Below are 16953 nucleotides of genomic sequence, written 5' to 3'. Positions count from 1 at the left end.
TTCACGCACGGGGCCGACTTCAGTTCGCGACCCGTGCGCCTGCCAGGCTTCCACTCAATTCGTAAGCCGCCAGCTCAGACTGGTGCGCCGCGAGGATTTCCGGCAACGAGCCTCGCAGGTACTCGACCCAGGTCTTGATCTTCGCATCCAGGTATTGGCGCGATGGGTAGATGGCATAGAGGTTGAGTTCCTGGGAGCGGTAGCTGGGCATGACCCGCACCAACGTACCGTTGCGCAAGCCTTCGATGGCCGCGTACACGGGCAATACTCCCACCCCCATGCCGCTGGTGATCGCGGTTTTCATCGCATCGGCGGAATTCACCAGGAACGGTGAGCTGTTGATGGTGACCATCTCCTGGCCTTCCGGGCCGTCGAACACCCATTTTTCCAGCGGAATGACCGGGCTGACCAGGCGCAGGCAGGCGTGGTTGAGCAGGTCGCCGGGTTTTTGTGGGCAGCCGCTGGCTTTCACGTAGGCGGGCGACGCGCAGACGATGCTGTAGGTGATGCCCAGGCGCTGGGAGACGAAGCCCGAGTCCGGCAACTCGCTGGCGAGCACGATGGAGACGTCGTAGCCCTCGTCCAGGATGTCCGGCACCCGGTTGGCCAGGGTCAGGTCGAAGGTCACATCCGGATGCGTCTTGCGGTAACGGGCGATGGCGTCGATCACGAAATGCTGGCCGATGCCGGTCATCGTATGGACCTTCAACTGCCCGGCCGGTCGCGCATGGGCGTCGCTGGCCTCGGCTTCCGCTTCTTCGACATAAGCCAGGATCTGCTCGCAACGCAACAAGTAGCGTTTACCCGCCTCGGTCAGGGCAATGCGGCGAGTGGTGCGGTTGAGCAGGCGGGTTTGCAGATGGGCTTCCAGGTTGGAAACCGCACGCGAGACGTTGGCCGTCGTGGTGTCCAGTTGTGCGGCGGCGGCGGTGAAACTGCCCGCTTCGGCAACACAACTGAACGCGCGCATGTTTTGCAGGGTGTCCATGGAGGGCTCTCTTGGGAGGTGGCAAATTGTGACACGAAGTTACAGAGCTGCGGGACCCGACTAATGGATTATCGCGTTAACGGTAACAAAGATTCACAGAAAGGTCGGCTTATCGCCGGGCAGGGCGATGCCTAGAATTGCCGACACTGTGGCGCAGATCGCCTAACTGTGCGGCGCTGATCCTGTGGGAGCGGGCTTGCTCGCGAAGGCGAACTGACATCCAACATCATCGGTGACAGACACACCGCTTTCGCGAGCAAGCCCGCTCCCACAGCTCCCCCGACTTTCTCTCCTAGGAATTTTGCGCAAGTGCCGCGTTGCATCAGCAGAGAGCTGAAGACTCTCAGTGTTTGGGTCCTGACATTAACCATCAGCGGTTGCATCGGGACAGGAGGGATTGGGCCGCAAAGCCAGGTACTGCCAGCCAACCAACTGGCGACCGATGCCGCCATCCGCGAGGCGGCTCGCGATGCCCACTGGCCCACCCGCCAGTGGTGGCAAGCCTATGGCGATCGGCAGTTGGACCGCTGGATCGACCTGGCCGTGCAGGACAGCCCGAGCCTGGCCATGGCCGCTGCGCGGGTCCGCCAGGCCAAGGCCATGGCCGGCATTGCCGAGGCCGCCGAGTCGCTGCAGATCAATGGCCAGGCGACCCTCAAGCGTCATGGCTGGCCCACCGATCAGTTCTATGGCCCGGGCGAGCTGGCCGACACCACGACCTGGGACAACAACGCCGCCTTGGGCTTGAGCTACGCCCTGGACCTGTGGGGCCGCGAGCGCAATGCCAGCGAACGGGCGGTCGACCTGGCCCATGCCAGTGTCGCGCAGGCGCGCCAGGCGCAACTGGAACTGCAAAGCAACATCGTGCGCGCCTACATCCAGTTTTCACTGCACTTCGCCCAGCGCGATATCGTCGCCGCGACCCTTCATCAACAAGAGCAAATTCTCGACCTTGCGCAGAAGCGCCTGGACGGCGGCATCGGCACCCATTTCGAAGTCAGCCAGGCCCAGGCACCACTGCCCGAGACCCATCGCCAACTCGACGCCCTGGACGAAGCCATCGCCTTGAGCCGCAATCAGTTGGCGGCGCTGGCGGGCAAGGGGCCGGGAGCGGGTGCGCAATTGCAACGCCCGACCCTGGCCCTCGGTGCACCCTTGAAGCTGCCGTCGGTCTTGCCCGCCGAACTGCTCGGCCAGCGTCCGGATGTGGTGGCCGGGCGTTGGCAAGTGGCGGCCCAGGCCCGGGGCATCGATGTGGCCCGGGCCGGTTTTTATCCCAACGTCGACCTGGTGGGTAGCCTCGGCTACATGGCCACCGGCGGTGGGGCGCTGGAGTTTTTGACGGGCAAGAAGCTCACCTACAACGTCGGGCCGGCGATCACGTTGCCGATCTTCGACGGCGGGCGCTTGCGTTCGCAATTGGGTGAGGCGGCGGCCGGATATGACATCGCCGTGGCGCACTACAACCAGACACTGGTGAACGCCCTCAAGGGGATTTCCGATCAATTGATCCGCCGCCAATCCATGGACAAGCAGCAGGCCTTCGCCGCCGAATCGGTGGCCGCTGCCCAGCGCACCTACGACATCGCGATGGTGGCGTTCCAGCGCGGGCTTACCGACTACCTCAACGTGCTCAACGCCCAAAGCCTGTTGTTCAAGCAGCAACAGGTGCAACAGCAAGTGCAGGCTGCCCGCTTGAGTGCCCATGCCGATTTGGTGACGGCGCTGGGCGGTGGATTGGAAGCCGGCAACGACTCCCCTGACTTAAGCCATGCTGAGTAGTTCTGTTGTGATGTCTTTTTTCGCTCCTGCCCGCTGGCTCTACCGCCTGGAATGGCGCCGTGGTTTCTTCGACTGGGCCCGCAGCGACGGGGTGACCTGGGTCTATATTTTCAAGGTCCTGTTTGCCGCGTTCCTGACCTTGTGGCTGGCGATGCGCCTGGAGTTGCCGCAACCGCGCACGGCCATGATCACCGTGTTCATCGTCATGCAGCCCCAGAGCGGCCAGGTGTTCGCCAAGAGCTTCTACCGCTTCCTCGGCACCCTGGCCGGCTCGGCGGTGATGGTGGCGCTGATCGCCTTGTTTGCCCAGAACACCGAGCCGTTCCTCGCTTGCCTGGCGGTCTGGGTTGGCCTTTGTTCGGCAGGCGCGGCGCGTTATCGCAACTTCCGGGCCTATGGTTTTGTGCTGGCCGGCTACACCGCGGCGATGATCGGCCTGCCGGCCCTGGCCCATCCGGAAGGCGCGTTCATGGCGGCGGTCTGGCGGGTGCTGGAGATTTCCCTGGGGATTCTCTGCTCCACCCTGGTCAGCGCCGCGATCCTGCCGCAAACCGCCAGTGCCGCCATGCGCAATGCCTTGTACCAACGCTTCGGGGTTTTTGCCCTGTTTGTCACCGATGGCCTGCGTGGGCGCAGCAAGCGGGAGACCTTCGAAGCGCGCAACGTGGGCTTCATTGCCGAGGCGGTGGGCCTGGAAAGCCTGCGCAGCGTGACCGTGTTCGAAGACCCGCACATGCGTCGGCGCAACGGCCGGCTCAGTCGCTTGAACAGCGAATTCATGGGCATCACCACCCGCTTCAACGCTTTGCACCAATTGCTGGAGCGCTTGCGCAGCAGTGCGGCGGATCACGTGGTCAATGCCATCAAGCCGGGTTTGCAAACGTTGGCCGAACTGCTGGACGGTTTCAGCGGTCGCGCCCTGACTGACGCCGATGCGGCCCGTCTGGTGACGGCGCTGGCCGAGTACAAGGCCGAGCTGCCAGCCCAGGTGCGACGGCTGCGGGCGTTGTTCCAGGAAACGGCGCCCAGCGATGGGCAGCAACTGGATTTCCATACCGCCTACGAGCTGCTTTATCGCTTCGTCGACGACTTGCACGGCTATGCCCTGACCCACGCCTCCCTGGCCGATCATCGCCACGAACGTGAACGCTGGGACGAACCGTTCGTGCCGCAGACCAACTGGCTGGCCGCCACGGCATCGGGTGTTCGTGCCGCCTTCATCCTGTTGGTGCTGGGCAGTTATTGGGTCGCCACGGCCTGGCCGAGCGGCGCGACCATGACGATGATCGCCGCCGCCACCGTGGGCTTGTCGGCCGCGACGCCGAACCCCAAGCGCATGGCTTTCCAGATGGCCTGCGGCACGCTGTTCGGGGCGTTGATCGGCTTTGTCGAGATGTTCTTCATTTTCCCGTTGATCGACGGCTTCCCTTTGCTCTGCGTGATGCTGGCGCCGGTGATCATGCTCGGTTCGTTCCTCAGCTCGCGACCGAAATACGCCGGGGTCGGGCTGGGCCTGCTGATCTTTTTCAGCACCGGTTCGGTGCCGGACAACCTGACGGTCTACAACCCCTACGCTTTCATCAACGATTACATCGCGATGATTCTCGGCATGCTGGTGTGCGCCGCCGCCGGGGCGATCATCCTGCCGCCCAACAGCCGTTGGTTGTGGCGCCGGCTCGAACAGGATTTGCGCGAGCAAGTGGTGTTTGCCATCAGCGGCAAGCTCAAGGGCCTGGCGTCGAGCTTCGAAAGTGGTACCCGCGACTTGTTGCATCAGGCCTACGGGCTGGCAGCGGGGCAGCCTCGGGTGCAGCGGGGCTTGCTGCGCTGGATGTTCGTGGTGCTGGAGGTCGGCCACGCGATTATCGAGTTGCGCAAGGAACAGGCGATTTTGCCGGTGCATCCGGCTTATGCCCAAAGCCAGCCATGGCGCCAGGCGATTCGGGTGATGGGGCGGGCGCTGGTGCGGCTGTTCCGCCAACCGAGCCAGAGCAATCTGGAGCGTGCCCTGGTGGCGGTGGACCACGCCATCAGCCGCGTGCAGGCCACCGACGAACCCTTCGCCCCGCATTTCGATACCTCGGCGCTGCGCCGGGTGAAAAGCTACCTGCATTTCATCCGTACCTCGTTGCTGGACCCGCAATCGCCATTGGCCGGCTATGCCATGTCGCATGCCACACCGCTCCCCCAGGAACCTGAACATGCCCCGTGAGATCGCTTTCCATGGTGTGTACATGCCCACCATGACCTTGATGTTTTTCATCGCCGCCGGCCTGGCCTGGGCCTTGGACCGCTTCCTGTCGGGGCTGGACCTGTACCGCTTCTTCTGGCACCCGGCGTTGCTGCGCCTGAGTCTGTTTACCTGTCTGTTCGGCGCGCTGGCGCTGACGGTCTACCGTTGAGATCGATGCAATGAAAAAGTTTTTCAGCCTGCTGGCGACGCTGTTGGTACTGGCCCTGGCGCTGTGGATCGGCCGCACGCTGTGGGTCCATTACATGAACACACCCTGGACCCGTGATGGCCGGGTACGGGCCGACATCATCAATGTCGCCGCCGATGTCAGCGGCGAGGTGGTCGAAGTGCCGGTGCGCGACAATCAGCAGGTGACAAAGGGCGACCTGCTGATGCGCATCGACCCCGAGCATTACCGCATCGCCGTGAAGCAGGCCCGCTCCCTGGTGGCGTCGCGCAAGGCCACTTGGGAGATGCGCAAGGTCAACGCCCATCGGCGTGCCGACCTGGACAGCCTGGTGATCTCCCGGGAAAACCGCGACGACGCCAGCAACATCGCCGACTCGGCCCTGGCCGATTACCAGCAGGCCCAGGCCCAATTGGAAGCTGCGGAGCTGAACCTGTCGCGCACCGAAGTCCGCGCGGCGGTGGATGGCTACGTCACCAACCTCAACGTGCACCGTGGCGACTACGCCCGCATCGGCGAGGCGAAGATGGCCGTGGTGGACATGAATTCGTTCTGGGTCTATGGCTTCTTCGAAGAGACCAAATTGCCCAAGGTGCGGGTCGGCGATTCAGCGCAGTTGCAGTTGATGAGCGGTGAGATGCTCAAGGGGCATGTGGAAAGTATCTCCCGTGGCATCTACGACCGGGACAACCCCGAAAGCCGCGAACTGATCGCCGATGTGAACCCGACCTTCAACTGGGTTCGCCTGGCCCAGCGGGTGCCGGTGCGCATTCATCTGGACGAAGTACCCGACGGGGTGCTGCTGGCGGCGGGAATGACTTGCACGGTGGTGGTAGAACCCCGCGACAAGCGCTGACCCCCTGTGGAAGCCTGCTCGCGATAGCAGTGGTTCAGCCGTATCGATGGTGGCTGACACGCCGTCATCGCGAGCAACCTCGCTCCCACAGTTTTCGAGGTGTCCGCCATTTATCAAAGCGACCCACCCAAACCAAACCGCTTCATCAACCCCTTTTCCAGCAACCCCTTGGGCAGCAAGCCGGCCATCAAGGGCAGTGATCGGCTGCCGTTGCCCAGGCGCAGCAGGCGGGGAGGCTTGGCTTGTTGCGCGGCCTTGAGCAGGCCAGCGGCGAATTCGGCGGCTGGGGTCGGGTTGTCCTGGGAGGCCCTGGCCCGAGCGCGAATACCCTCGCGCAGCGGCCACCAGGACGATTGCTCGCTGATCAGCTGTTCAGCTTCATGGCCGGCATTCTTGGCGAAGCTGGAGGCGATGGCGCCGGGTTGGACCTCCATCACGCCGATGCCGAACGGCGCCAGTTCCATGCGCAAGGCATCGCTCAAGGCGTGCACCGCCGCCTTAGAGGCGCAATAGGCCCCGGCAAACGGCGTGACCAGCACCCCGGAAACGCTGCCGATGTTTATCACCAGCCCCTTGGCCCGACGCAACACCGGGAACAGGGCGCGGGTGACCCCGACGATGGCGAACACGTTGGTTTCGAACTGACGCTGCAGAGCCTGCACACCGCCGTCCAGCAGCGGCCCCATGGCGCCGTAGCCGGCATTGTTGATCAGCACATCCAGGCCACCATGCTGCTGGTTGATCCGCTCGTTCAGTTGTTCCAACGCCTGGCCGTCGTTGACGTCCAGTTGCACGGCGGTGAACCCGGCCGTGGCGAGTGTCGCTACGTCTTCAGCCTTGCGCGCCGTGGTCCAGACCTGATAACCGGCAGTCTTGAAGGCGTCGGCGAGGGCGCGGCCAATGCCGCTGGAACATCCGGTAATCAGCGCAACAGGCATGGCGCATTCCTTGTGCAAAAAGTGGGGAGAGCAATCAATTGGAAAAGCTACCGTGCAAACGCTCGGCGCGAAACTCCAGGGTCTGCGGGCGATAACCCGGACGCAGGGGCGGCAGGGGCAGGCAGTCTTGCCAGTCGGCGCCAGCCTGCAATTGGCCGGGGCCCCGGTAGCGCGGTGCATCATAGGGATTGTCGGCCAGGTTGATGGTGTCGCCAGGCGCATAGGCCGCGACCCGCCAGCGCAGTTCGATCAGCGGCACGTCATTGGTATTTTTCAGGTTCAGCGACAGCGGTCGGTCGGCGGGGCAGCGTTCGGGGGCATAGGTGATGCGCAATTCCAGGCGCTCCAATTGCCGGGTCTCGCGGCCTTCCTCCCAGAGCACCCACGCAGCGACCAGTCCCAGCCCGATGAACGCCGCCAGGGAGACCGGCAAGGCCTTGGCCGGGTAACGCAACAGCAGGATGAGCCAGGTGATGACCAGCAAGACGCCGATAAGCATGGTTAAAGCCTCCGTTACCGTAGGCACATCCTACCGAAGGCCGCCGGCCATGGGTATTCACGTTCCACGTACCGCCGGTCGCCACTGTCACATCTGACAGTAGGCAACGTTGTGGAGTCGAGGTTTTGATGGTTCGCAACCACCCAGGTGCTACGACGGGACTCTTGTTTGATGGGCGTGGATCATCGAACACCAACGCTGACTGTCTCCGATCCGCGTCGCTTGGCGGTTCGCTCGGTCGGTTATTGCCGCAGCCTTGAGGGTAGCGCCGCGCTGCCGCGCATCAACCGCAGTCTCTTTGACGTGGCGGGATGTGCGGTCAAACAATGGGATCCGCGCCTGTGGACCTTGCAGCAGACCGATGAATCGGCACCGGCCAATCTCTCTGCGATTCATTCGCTGTCCGGCACCTTGCTGCATACAGACAGCGTCGATGCAGGCATCCAGATCGGTCTGCCGGGTCTCGCCGCCGAAGGTTTGCTGGGCTGGGATGCCCGAGGGACGCAGCAGGAGACGCTCTACGATGACTTGCTGCGTCCCGTGGCCGTGTTCGAGCAAGGCGCCAGCCAGCCGCGTCGGTGTACCGAGCGCATGACCTACGGATATCCCGGCCAGGATAATCAGGACCTAAACCTGTACGGACAATTGATCCGCCATGACGACCCGGCGGGTACGCTGTTGCTGGTCTCGTTTGCCCTGGCCGGGGAGAACCTTGTCCAAGACCGTCGTTTTATTCTCGACGCGGCGCCAGCCGATTGGCCGGAGTTAGAAGCTGATCGCGAGTTCTTGCTTGAACCCGGCGACGGCGCCGTTTCGACGTGGCGCGTCGGCCCGCTGGGTGATGTGTTGGAGCAAGTCGATGCCAGGGGAAATCGACAACGGCAAAACCTGACGCTCGATGGCCGGTTGTTCGGCAGTCAATTGCAGTTGGCGGGCCAGGGCGATTGGCAGGCGCTGGTGAGCGACATTCGCTACGACGCCTTTGGGCAGATCGAACAGGAAGCGTCCGGCAATGGCCTCAGGACCACGCTCACGTACAGCCCTGAAGACGGACGGTTGATACAACGCCACGCCGTGCGCGTCGACCAAGTTTTGCAACATTTGCTCTACGACTATGACCCCATGGGCAATGTGCTGAATATCGAGGACCAAGCCCAGCCGGTCCGTCACTTCGCCAACCAGCGCATCGAGCCGGTCAGCCGATTTGTCTACGACAGCCTCTACCAACTGATCGAAGCCACGGGTTGGGAGGCGGGCATGGCCAGCCAAGGCCCCGAGTCCGCTGGACGCAACGACCCGGCGGCGGTCAGCAACTACCGGCAGACCTACCGCTACGACGAGGCCGGTAATCTGCTGGAGCTGACGCACGTCGGCGCCCAAAGTCATGGTCGACAAATGAAAGCGGCGCGCTACAGCAATCGCTGCCTGCTGTACCGCAACGGTATGCCACCCACTGAAGAGGAAATCGCCGTTGCGTTCGATGCGCGGGGCAACTGCCTGGAACTGGATGTGGGACGGTTCCTGGCCTGGGATTTGCGAAACCAGTTGAGTTCGGTCATACCGATTGAACGGGCTTCAGGGTTCAATGACAGCGAGTCGTATGTTTACGACGGCGGCGGGCAACGAGTGCGCAAGCTGCGCACCCTGCAAACCGGCGCCCGCACGCTGGCCGCCGAGGTTCGATATTTGCCGGGACTAAAACTGCACGCCGACAGCGGCACGGGCGAGGCGCTGCAAGTGATCGTTGCCCCGGGCGGGCTCAGCAGCGTCCAGATCCTGCATTGGGAAAGCCCGCCGCCAACCGGCGAGAACGACTGCTATCGATACAGCGTTGCCGATCATTTGGGCTCGGTCGGCCTGGAGCTTGCACAAGATGGGCGGATTATCAGTCGGGAGCACTTTTATCCGTTTGGTGAAACGGCTTATCTGGTTGGAGAGGATGCGATTGAGGTCAGCTACAAGACCGTTCGTTATTCGGGCAAAGAGCGGGATGCAACGGGGTTTTACTACTATGGCTTTCGGTATTACATCCCATGGTTGCAGCGCTGGGTGAATCCGGATCCGGTGGGACAAGTTGATGGGTTGAATCTGTTCCGGATGCTCAGGAATTGCCCACTCAGTTATAAGGACGACTCAGGCGGGAACAGTTTTCAAGTGACCGCTGACAATCGCTTCGATGTACTGAACGAGTCTGAGACAAAGGCGATAAATGAAGGCAGCGAGCTGGTTGCTCGCGGGCTGGATTATTTCCCTGCAGCAGCGAGGCAAAAAGTTAACGATGCCTTCGCCGAGGGCGAGTTCTGGCTGCGTGAGGCGACGAAGGAACTGTCGTCAAGCACGCTGAGTCGAAGCACCAAAAAATTGCTCGAAAAAATTTTTGGCGAGGACGCTCTTGCCAAGGAAGAGGACATCGATAATCTTCGAACACCCTTGCAGGAAAAGCTAAGTGACCTCAGTAATTATCTGCGCGACCTCAAGGAGAATAATGGTTGGAGGCTAGGGTTGGCGAAGTTTGAACGAGGCGGAATCACTGGGAGAACGGCATATAACAACACTCAAAGTCATAATATCTGGCTGAGTTTGGAGTTGATTGAAAACTCACATGCGCTAAGGGTAGCGAGTACCTTAGTACATGAGGCTGCCCATGCTATGTACCTTGGTGAAGGTCAGCACGTTCATGATTTTTGGTATCTTCCAGAAGCGTTACCGGCGGACGCAACTTCAGAGGATATTGATACTTATCCTCTGCTCAAACTTTTAATGTCCGAGGATGTTGTAAGCGAGGGACCTGTAGAGGAACGAATGAATCCCCACGGACGCAAAGCGTACGAAGGGATCATCAATGTTTCTTTGAAGCAGACGGGGCAATCACCTGCTACGTCTCCATCGGAACGACGGGAGGCATTCGTTAAAAACCCACGGGTACGTGCGGCTGTGATCATGCGTAATGCAGATTCATATCCCGGGTTGTTGATGAATTTTCGAAGAAAGAACTAAAAAAGCCCCCACCCAACCCACTGCGGATAGGGGACGCAGTGGGTTGGATGGGGGCTTCTTGTGCGACTGATCGACGTTGATCGTTATTGGGCGATGGTTTTCACCGAGACGCCGCGTTCGATCGGCGTCGAGCGACCGTAGATGTCTTCGAAACGCTCGATGTCGTCTTCGCCCAGGTAGCTGCCGGACTGCACTTCGATGATTTCCAGTGGGATCTTGCCCGGGTTGCGCAGGCGGTGGACCGACGCGATCGGGATGTAGGTCGACTGGTTTTCGCAGAGCAGGAACACGTTCTCGTCGCAGGTCACTTCGGCGGTGCCGCTGACCACGATCCAGTGTTCGGCGCGGTGATGGTGCATCTGCAGCGACAGGCACGCGCCCGGCTTGACCGAGATGTGCTTGACCTGGAAACGACCGCCCATGTCCACCGAGTCGTAGGAACCCCACGGACGATAGACCTCGCAGTGGTTCTGGGTTTCGGTGCGGCCCTGTGCGTTGAGGGTGTTGACCATCTGCTTGACGCCTTGGACCTTGTCCTTGTGGGCGATCATCATGGCGTCCTTGGTTTCGACCACCACGATGTTGTCCAGGCCGATCACCGACACCAGTTTGCCATTGCCGTGGATCATGCAGTTGCGGCTGTCCTGGACCACCACGTCGCCTTTGGTGACGTTGCCGTTGGCATCCTTGGCGTTGACTTCCCACAGCGACGACCAGCAGCCGACATCGCTCCAACCCGCCGACAGCGGTACCACGCAGGCGCGCTGGGTTTTTTCCATCACGGCATAGTCAATGGAGTTGTCCGGGCAGCAGGCGAAGGTGGCTTCGTCGAAGGTGATGGTATCCGGGGTCTGCTCACTGCGCTCCAGGGTCAGCAGGCAGGTGTCGTAGATGTCCGGATCGTGCTTTTTCAGCTCTTCGAGGAAACGGCTGGCGCGGAACAGGAACATGCCGCTGTTCCAGAAGTAACCGCCGGCCTCGACGAACTCGGTGGCGCGCTTGACGTCGGGTTTTTCGACGAAGTGCGAGACACGGCTCACGCCTTCAGGCAGCAGCACGTCGTTGGTCGACTTGATGTAGCCGTAGCCGGTTTCCGGTTTGGTGGCCGGTACGCCGAACAGCACCATTTCGCCACGCTCGGCGGCCACGGTGGCCAGGGCCAGGGCGCGTTGCAGGGCTTTCTGGTCTTCCAGCACGTGGTCGGCGGGCAGCACCAGCATCAGCTCGTCGCGGCCTTCGTTGACCAGCATCATCGCGGTCAGCGCCACGGCCGGTGCGGTGTTGCGCCCGAACGGCTCCATCAGGATGCGCTGGGCTTCGAGCTTACGGTTGTTCAACTGCTCGTTGACGATGAAGCGGTGGTCTTTGTTGCAGACCACGATCGGCGTGTCCATGCCTTCGAACACCAGGCGCTCGAGGGTTTGCTGGAACAGGGTGTGTTCACCGGTCAGGGCCAGGAACTGTTTAGGGAATTGCTTGCGCGAAAGCGGCCAAAGACGTGAGCCACTACCACCTGACAAGATCACCGGAATCATGTTTGTTACTCCTTGAAGCGAAATGGTTGTTAGAGCTACTGCGTTCTGTCGTTTCACTCTCTTGTTCTTGTTCCGTACCCGAATGACTGACCCTCTGTAGGCGCTGACGAGTGCAGCGAGGCTGCGATCTTTCCCCTGACACTTGAATCGCAAGTGAAAGATCAAAATCAAAAGATCGCAGCCTGCGGCAGCTCCTACACAAATAGGTGTTCAGCCCTCAGGTGAATTCATCAGCGGGTCGACACCGGGCGTTTTACCCACACCGGCGACAGGTTGCTGCCTGAACCTGTGACGTACAGCACGGCCGCTTCGCCGCGCTCCAGGGCCACGGGCTTGAGGTCGCCGACTTTCTTGTCGCCTTCGAACAGCGCCAGGGACACTTTCACCGGGTTGATCTCACGTTCGCCACGGCCTTTGGCCGCTACGTTCGGCACCACTTCGGTCTTGCCGTCGGCGGTCTTGAGGGTCAGTGCCTTGTCGCTGAGGTTCTGTACACGGACCAGGGATTTCTGCTTGTTCTTGAAAGGTGGTTCTTCGATCAGTTGAGGCTGGCCACTGGCGTTGTTGACCAGGGTGTAATAGTGATCGGAAGCCAGTTTAACCGGTACGGTCTGGCTGTCTACCTTGGCGCTGTAGTCACCACCGGGCATGAAGCTGAAGTCGCTGCTGGCCAACGGGGCTACGTCGCTGATGTTGGTGCTGCCGACGGTGGCGCTGACTTCGGCGTTGGCGGCGTTATAGACCCGCACGAAGCTCGAGCCTTTTGGCGCGACCGGGCCATACAGGGCCGAGTCACCGGCAAAGGCCGACAGTGAGAGGGCGCTCATGCTGGCGACGAGAGCAACGGCCTTGAAGGTGCGAGCAGCGAGACGGCGAGGAGTAGTGTTGAAAGTCATGGTGGACCTCTCTTTCAGTTTTGCGCCCGGTCGGGCGTCTCGGATTGAGTGTTGGCGGCGACATTCTGTTGGCGAGCGCCGACTTGCTTGAGCTCTGCGACCCACTGTGGGTCGGCATCGCCGATTTCGTTGTTCACGGGCAGATAACGTTCAGGGAACTCCCAGATCAGCACCTGTGGCGGGCTGTGCTTGAAGGCATCGCTCTTGAGGTAGCTGAGCATCGGCAGAATCGGGCCGTGGCCGTCTTCGGCGTAGTTGACGACGTCGCTGTGCAGGGCTTGCTTGAGTGCACCGACGAAGTTCCAGTTGGGGTTGGCGCTGTAGCTGGTGCCGATCAGGGCCACGGGCACCTGGGTGTCGGCGAACAGCGCATCGTCGCCGGCCGGCTGGTCGTCGGCTTCGCGGGTGTTGCGCTTGACCAATGGCTCCTGGGCCGGCATCAGGTTTTCGAACAGCGGGTCCAGGGGCAGGAACTGGCGCAGGTCGCCCTTGTGGGTGATTTTTTCTGCAGGTTCGGTGACGAAGCGTTGTGGCTCACCGTTGAGCGGTGCGCGTTCGGCAATGGCCTTGGCCAGGTTCTCGGCAGCGACCTGGGCACCTTCCGGCGTCCAGTGGGTGTCGGTGCGCAGGAACACTTGCTGGCCGCCTTGCTTGGCCTGTTGCAGCGGGCCGAGCAGGTCAGGCGCGAGGATCTTGTCGGCCGCCACGCGAGCGTGGAAATCCTGGTAGAGGTTGGCGTGAATGCTCGATGGCTTCACGTCACCCAGGTGCTCGGGGTACAGCCGCGCCTTGGCCGGCACGATCGCCATGACCAGGGTGATGCCTTGTTCCTTGAGCTTTTGGCGCACGCCTTCGACCAGCGCGTAGTTGCCTTGCAGGTTCAGCTCTTCGTTGACGATCGGGTTGAACTCTTCGTCGCTGTACAGCCACTGGTCGCGGCCCAGGATCACGCCTTTGCGGCCTTCGTTGAACAGCTTGTAGTCCAGCGCAGCCCAGATGTTGGTGCCCAGGCGCTTGATCGGGAACTCGTCGTCGTAGTGCGTTTCCACGGCCTTGGTCCAGCGGCCGTTGAGTACGGTCGCGTCGGGGTTGGTAGTGAAGCCGAAGAAACTGCGCATCGACCACAGGCCCAGTGCTGTGAGGATCAGCATGAACAGTGCGATGTAAAAGATACGTAATGAGCGGGTCATGTTCAGATCCCTCAGAACTGGAAGTAAAGGAACGGCGAGAAGCTTTGCGCCGAGAGTTTGAGAATCGAGGCGATGAACAGCAGCAGCACCAGGGCGCGCATCACGTAGCGTGACCAGTCCACGGTCCAGTAGGCCGGTTGCACCTGGGCTTCGACACCCACGGTGTAGCCCGGTTCGTGGATCGTCGATGGGTTGTCACCCGGTACGGCCTTGATCATTCCCGGTTGCGCGGTGGCCGGGCCGTTGGCCTCGGTATTGACCTCAGGCTTGGTCTTGACCGGCGGACGGTTGGTGTAGAAGTCCCGCAGGCCGAAGAAGGCGAGGGTGACGTAGGCCACCACCAGCGTGGCGATCTGCAGGCCGGTGAGGTTGGCGCGGGTCAGTTCCGACAGCGACCAGTCGCCGAAGCTGAACATGGCGCCGTACATGCGACCGGCCACGTGCAGGTTCTCGGCACGGAAAATTACCCAGCCCATCACCACCAGCAGGAAAGTCAGCGCCCAGCGGATCGGGTTGATGCTGCGTGGCGTGGTGTTGATGCCCACCGCTTTTTCGATGGCCAGCCACATGCCGTGCCAGGCACCCCAGATGATGTAGGTGAAGTTCGCACCGTGCCACAGACCGCCGAGCAGCATGGTCAGGAACAGGTTGCGATAGGTCATCAGCGTGCCTTTGCGATTACCGCCCAGGGTGATGTAGAGGTAGTCGCGCAGCCAGGTCGACAGGCTGATGTGCCAGCGGCGCCAGAACTCGGTGATCGACTGGCTGATGTAGGGCTGCTTGAAGTTTTCCATGAAGCGGAAACCCATCATCAGGCCCAGGCCGATGGCCATGTCGCTATAGCCGGAGAAGTCGAAGTACAGCTGCGCGGTGTAGGCCAGGGCGCCGAGCCAGGCATCGCCCGTGGTCGGGTTCTGCAAGGCGAAGCAATGGTCGGCCACCACCGCCAGGGTGTCGGCGATGAACACTTTCTTGATGAAGCCCTGCATGAAGCGCGTGCAGCCTTCGGAAAACTTGTCCAGCGTGTGTGTACGGTTGTTGAACTGGTCGGCCAGGTCGCGGAAACGCAACACGGGGCCGGCGATCAGGTGCGGGAAAATGGCCACGAACGCTGCGAAGTCGATCAGGTTGCGGGTTGCCGGCGTGTCACCGCGATAGACGTCGATGATGTAGCTGATGGACTCGAAAATGTAGAACGAGATCCCGATCGGCAACAGCACGTGGGTCAGGATGAACGGATTGAGACCGAAGCCGGTGATGATGGCGTTGAGGCTGTCCACGCCGAAGTTGGCGTACTTGAAATAGCCCAGGATGGCCAAGTCCACGCCCACGCCGAGCAGCAGCCAGCGCTGGGCCGGTTTGGTGCGCACGCCGGCGGCGCCGACTTTCAGGCCGATCCAGTAGTTCCACAGGGTGACGCCGGCGAACAGCGCCAGGAAGTCCACCCGCCACCAGGCATAGAACACGTAGCTGGCGATCAGCAGCAGCAGGTTGCGATAGCGTTGCCCGCTCAAGTAGTACAAGCCGAGAAAGATCGGCAAGAACAGAAACAGGAACACATTGGATGAAAATACCATCCCGATCTCTCCATGTTGAATCAACAGTCAAGGGCCAGAGCCCCCCCAAACCCCCCCATGAAAACCGGGGGGTTTATTGCATTTCAGTCGCCTTGCTCCCACAGCTCCCCTGCCAGGCAAGGGATATGGCATCAGCTTCCTTTTTCACCTTTCTCACGCGAAGGGTCGTACACCCGGGTCAAGTCCCCACCGAGGCGGAAAGTCTTGAACGGTTGCATCTCATGCTTGCGCTCCAGCACATCCTCGGAGCAGGTGTAGAGGCTGCAGAACGGTTCGAGCCAGGCGAATTTCGAATCGATCTTCAGGTCCTTCATGTCCTGCTCTTCGCCGTTCTTCTCTTCGAAGATGTCCGGGTCTTCCACCCCGGCCAGCACTCGGTCGCCCAGTCGCTTGAGGGCGCCGTTGTTTTCCTGGCGCAGGTCCACACCGTTGACCTGGGCGAAACTGGCGATCATCGCCAGGGGCGGCAGGGCATAGTTGTGGTAGGACAGGGCGCGTTGCTTGCGCTTGAGTTCGTTGGGCAAGAAGCCCTCGGCGTCGATCTGGTTGGCGCCGACTTTGTATTCCTTGACGGCCCAGTCGAACAGGTCGCGGCGGTTGGTCGCCACGGCGGTGGCCATCACCGACCAGGCGGCCCAGTAGGAGTGGTTGTTGATTTTTTTCAGCGGCAGGTTGTCCCAGTCGCTGACCACCTGATCGGCCATCTTGCTGAACCAGCCTTCGATCAGTTGTGCCTGTTCCTGATGATTAGCCAGCGGGCGAGACTCGGAGAACTTCAGGCGTACATAGGCCGAAGCCATGCTTCCCAGGGCCCATTTGCGCATGGACTTGCCGGTGTGGTTGAAGTCCTTGGACATCAGCGCATCGGCCTTGGCCCAGGCGGTCAGCCAGTTCAGGGTGCATTCCAGCTGCTCGGGACGGCCGTCGCGCATGAATTGCATCACTTGTTTGCTGACGCCGCGCTCGATCCGGGTGATGTCGGAAGTGGCATCGCGGAAGGCCTTCTCCGATTTCACGTTCAGCGTTGCACGGGCCTTGTCGGAGCCCTCGTATTTGCTACGAAATTGCAGGGCGCCAGTGTAGGGCGTCGGTACCGCCTCACAGCGGTCATCAGAACTGCCCGTCTTGAATTTTTCGATCGGTGCGAAGTAACCCTGTGGCGGACGCAGCGGGGCCGCGGCCTGCGTTGCTCCGGCGAATATCGCCAGAGTCAGCAGCGACGGCGCCAGCAGCGTTTTCAACGTTCGGGTGCGCGTGGTTCTAGTCATGAGACGA

The 16953-nt window shown here is 61.3% G+C and carries 13 protein-coding genes; 5 read left to right on the top strand and 8 right to left on the bottom strand.

Features of this window, described 5'->3' with window-relative positions:
• Positions 1 to 19 precede the first annotated feature (19 nt).
• On the bottom strand, positions 20 to 988 hold the full coding sequence (locus GFU70_RS23190; protein ID WP_153388870.1) for a LysR family transcriptional regulator: 969 nt from the start codon (positions 986 to 988) through the stop codon (positions 20 to 22).
• 309 nt (positions 989 to 1297) lie between these two features.
• Here GFU70_RS23190 and GFU70_RS23185 point away from each other — a divergent pair, with 309 nt between their 5' ends.
• Genes GFU70_RS23185 through GFU70_RS23170 form a run of 4 tightly spaced genes read left to right on the top strand, consistent with a single transcriptional unit; the run spans position 1298 to position 6046 of the window.
• Positions 1298 to 2770 (top strand): efflux transporter outer membrane subunit, encoded by a 1473-nt coding sequence (locus GFU70_RS23185; RefSeq protein WP_153388869.1) that lies wholly within the window; start codon positions 1298 to 1300, stop codon positions 2768 to 2770.
• A 7-nt stretch (positions 2771 to 2777) separates the two neighbouring features.
• Positions 2778 to 4982, top strand: coding sequence for an FUSC family protein (locus GFU70_RS23180; protein WP_153389191.1), 2205 nt, complete (start codon positions 2778 to 2780; stop codon positions 4980 to 4982).
• On the top strand, positions 4972 to 5172 hold the full coding sequence (locus tag GFU70_RS23175; protein WP_003205331.1) for a DUF1656 domain-containing protein: 201 nt from the start codon (positions 4972 to 4974) through the stop codon (positions 5170 to 5172). The genes GFU70_RS23180 and GFU70_RS23175 overlap by 11 nt, the downstream gene beginning before the upstream one ends.
• A gap of 10 nt (positions 5173 to 5182) precedes the next feature.
• On the top strand, positions 5183 to 6046 hold the full coding sequence (locus GFU70_RS23170; RefSeq protein WP_058542759.1) for an HlyD family secretion protein: 864 nt from the start codon (positions 5183 to 5185) through the stop codon (positions 6044 to 6046).
• Between the two features lie 113 nt (positions 6047 to 6159).
• Here GFU70_RS23170 and GFU70_RS23165 read toward each other — a convergent pair whose 3' ends face one another.
• Both GFU70_RS23165 and GFU70_RS23160 read right to left on the bottom strand, forming a co-directional pair.
• Positions 6160 to 6984: an SDR family oxidoreductase gene (locus tag GFU70_RS23165; protein ID WP_153388868.1), complete on the bottom strand. Its 825-nt coding sequence runs from the start codon at positions 6982 to 6984 to the stop codon at positions 6160 to 6162.
• Between the two features lie 34 nt (positions 6985 to 7018).
• Positions 7019 to 7483 (bottom strand): hypothetical protein, encoded by a 465-nt coding sequence (locus GFU70_RS23160; protein WP_058542761.1) that lies wholly within the window; start codon positions 7481 to 7483, stop codon positions 7019 to 7021.
• A gap of 171 nt (positions 7484 to 7654) precedes the next feature.
• Between GFU70_RS23160 and GFU70_RS23155 the strand changes: the two genes are divergently transcribed.
• Entirely contained in the window at positions 7655 to 10480 is a 2826-nt protein-coding gene (locus tag GFU70_RS23155; RefSeq protein ID WP_153388867.1) for an RHS repeat domain-containing protein, read from the top strand.
• A gap of 83 nt (positions 10481 to 10563) precedes the next feature.
• Here GFU70_RS23155 and GFU70_RS23150 read toward each other — a convergent pair whose 3' ends face one another.
• The 5 genes from GFU70_RS23150 to GFU70_RS23130 all read right to left on the bottom strand — a co-directional run bounded on the left by GFU70_RS23150 (position 10564) and on the right by GFU70_RS23130 (position 16946).
• Positions 10564 to 12015, bottom strand: coding sequence for a mannose-1-phosphate guanylyltransferase/mannose-6-phosphate isomerase (locus GFU70_RS23150; RefSeq protein ID WP_058542762.1), 1452 nt, complete (start codon positions 12013 to 12015; stop codon positions 10564 to 10566).
• 230 nt (positions 12016 to 12245) lie between these two features.
• The gene (locus GFU70_RS23145) at positions 12246 to 12911 is read right to left on the bottom strand and encodes an alginate O-acetyltransferase AlgF (RefSeq protein ID WP_153388866.1); all 666 of its coding nucleotides are present in this window, start codon (positions 12909 to 12911) and stop codon (positions 12246 to 12248) included.
• Between the two features lie 14 nt (positions 12912 to 12925).
• Positions 12926 to 14101, bottom strand: coding sequence for an alginate O-acetyltransferase (locus tag GFU70_RS23140; protein ID WP_153388865.1), 1176 nt, complete (start codon positions 14099 to 14101; stop codon positions 12926 to 12928).
• Between the two features lie 11 nt (positions 14102 to 14112).
• Positions 14113 to 15678 carry an MBOAT family O-acyltransferase gene (locus tag GFU70_RS23135; protein WP_058542765.1) on the bottom strand — a complete coding sequence of 522 codons (1566 nt, stop codon included), beginning with the start codon at positions 15676 to 15678 and terminating at the stop codon, positions 14113 to 14115.
• A gap of 131 nt (positions 15679 to 15809) precedes the next feature.
• On the bottom strand, positions 15810 to 16946 hold the full coding sequence (locus GFU70_RS23130) for a mannuronate-specific alginate lyase (protein WP_058542766.1): 1137 nt from the start codon (positions 16944 to 16946) through the stop codon (positions 15810 to 15812).
• Positions 16947 to 16953: the final 7 nt, after the last annotated feature.

Source organism: Pseudomonas brassicacearum, assembly GCF_009601685.2.
GTDB lineage: Bacteria > Pseudomonadota > Gammaproteobacteria > Pseudomonadales > Pseudomonadaceae > Aquipseudomonas > Aquipseudomonas kilonensis_B.
The sequence above is the reverse complement of the archived record's forward strand: the minus strand, read 5'-3'. Positions and strand labels throughout refer to the sequence as shown.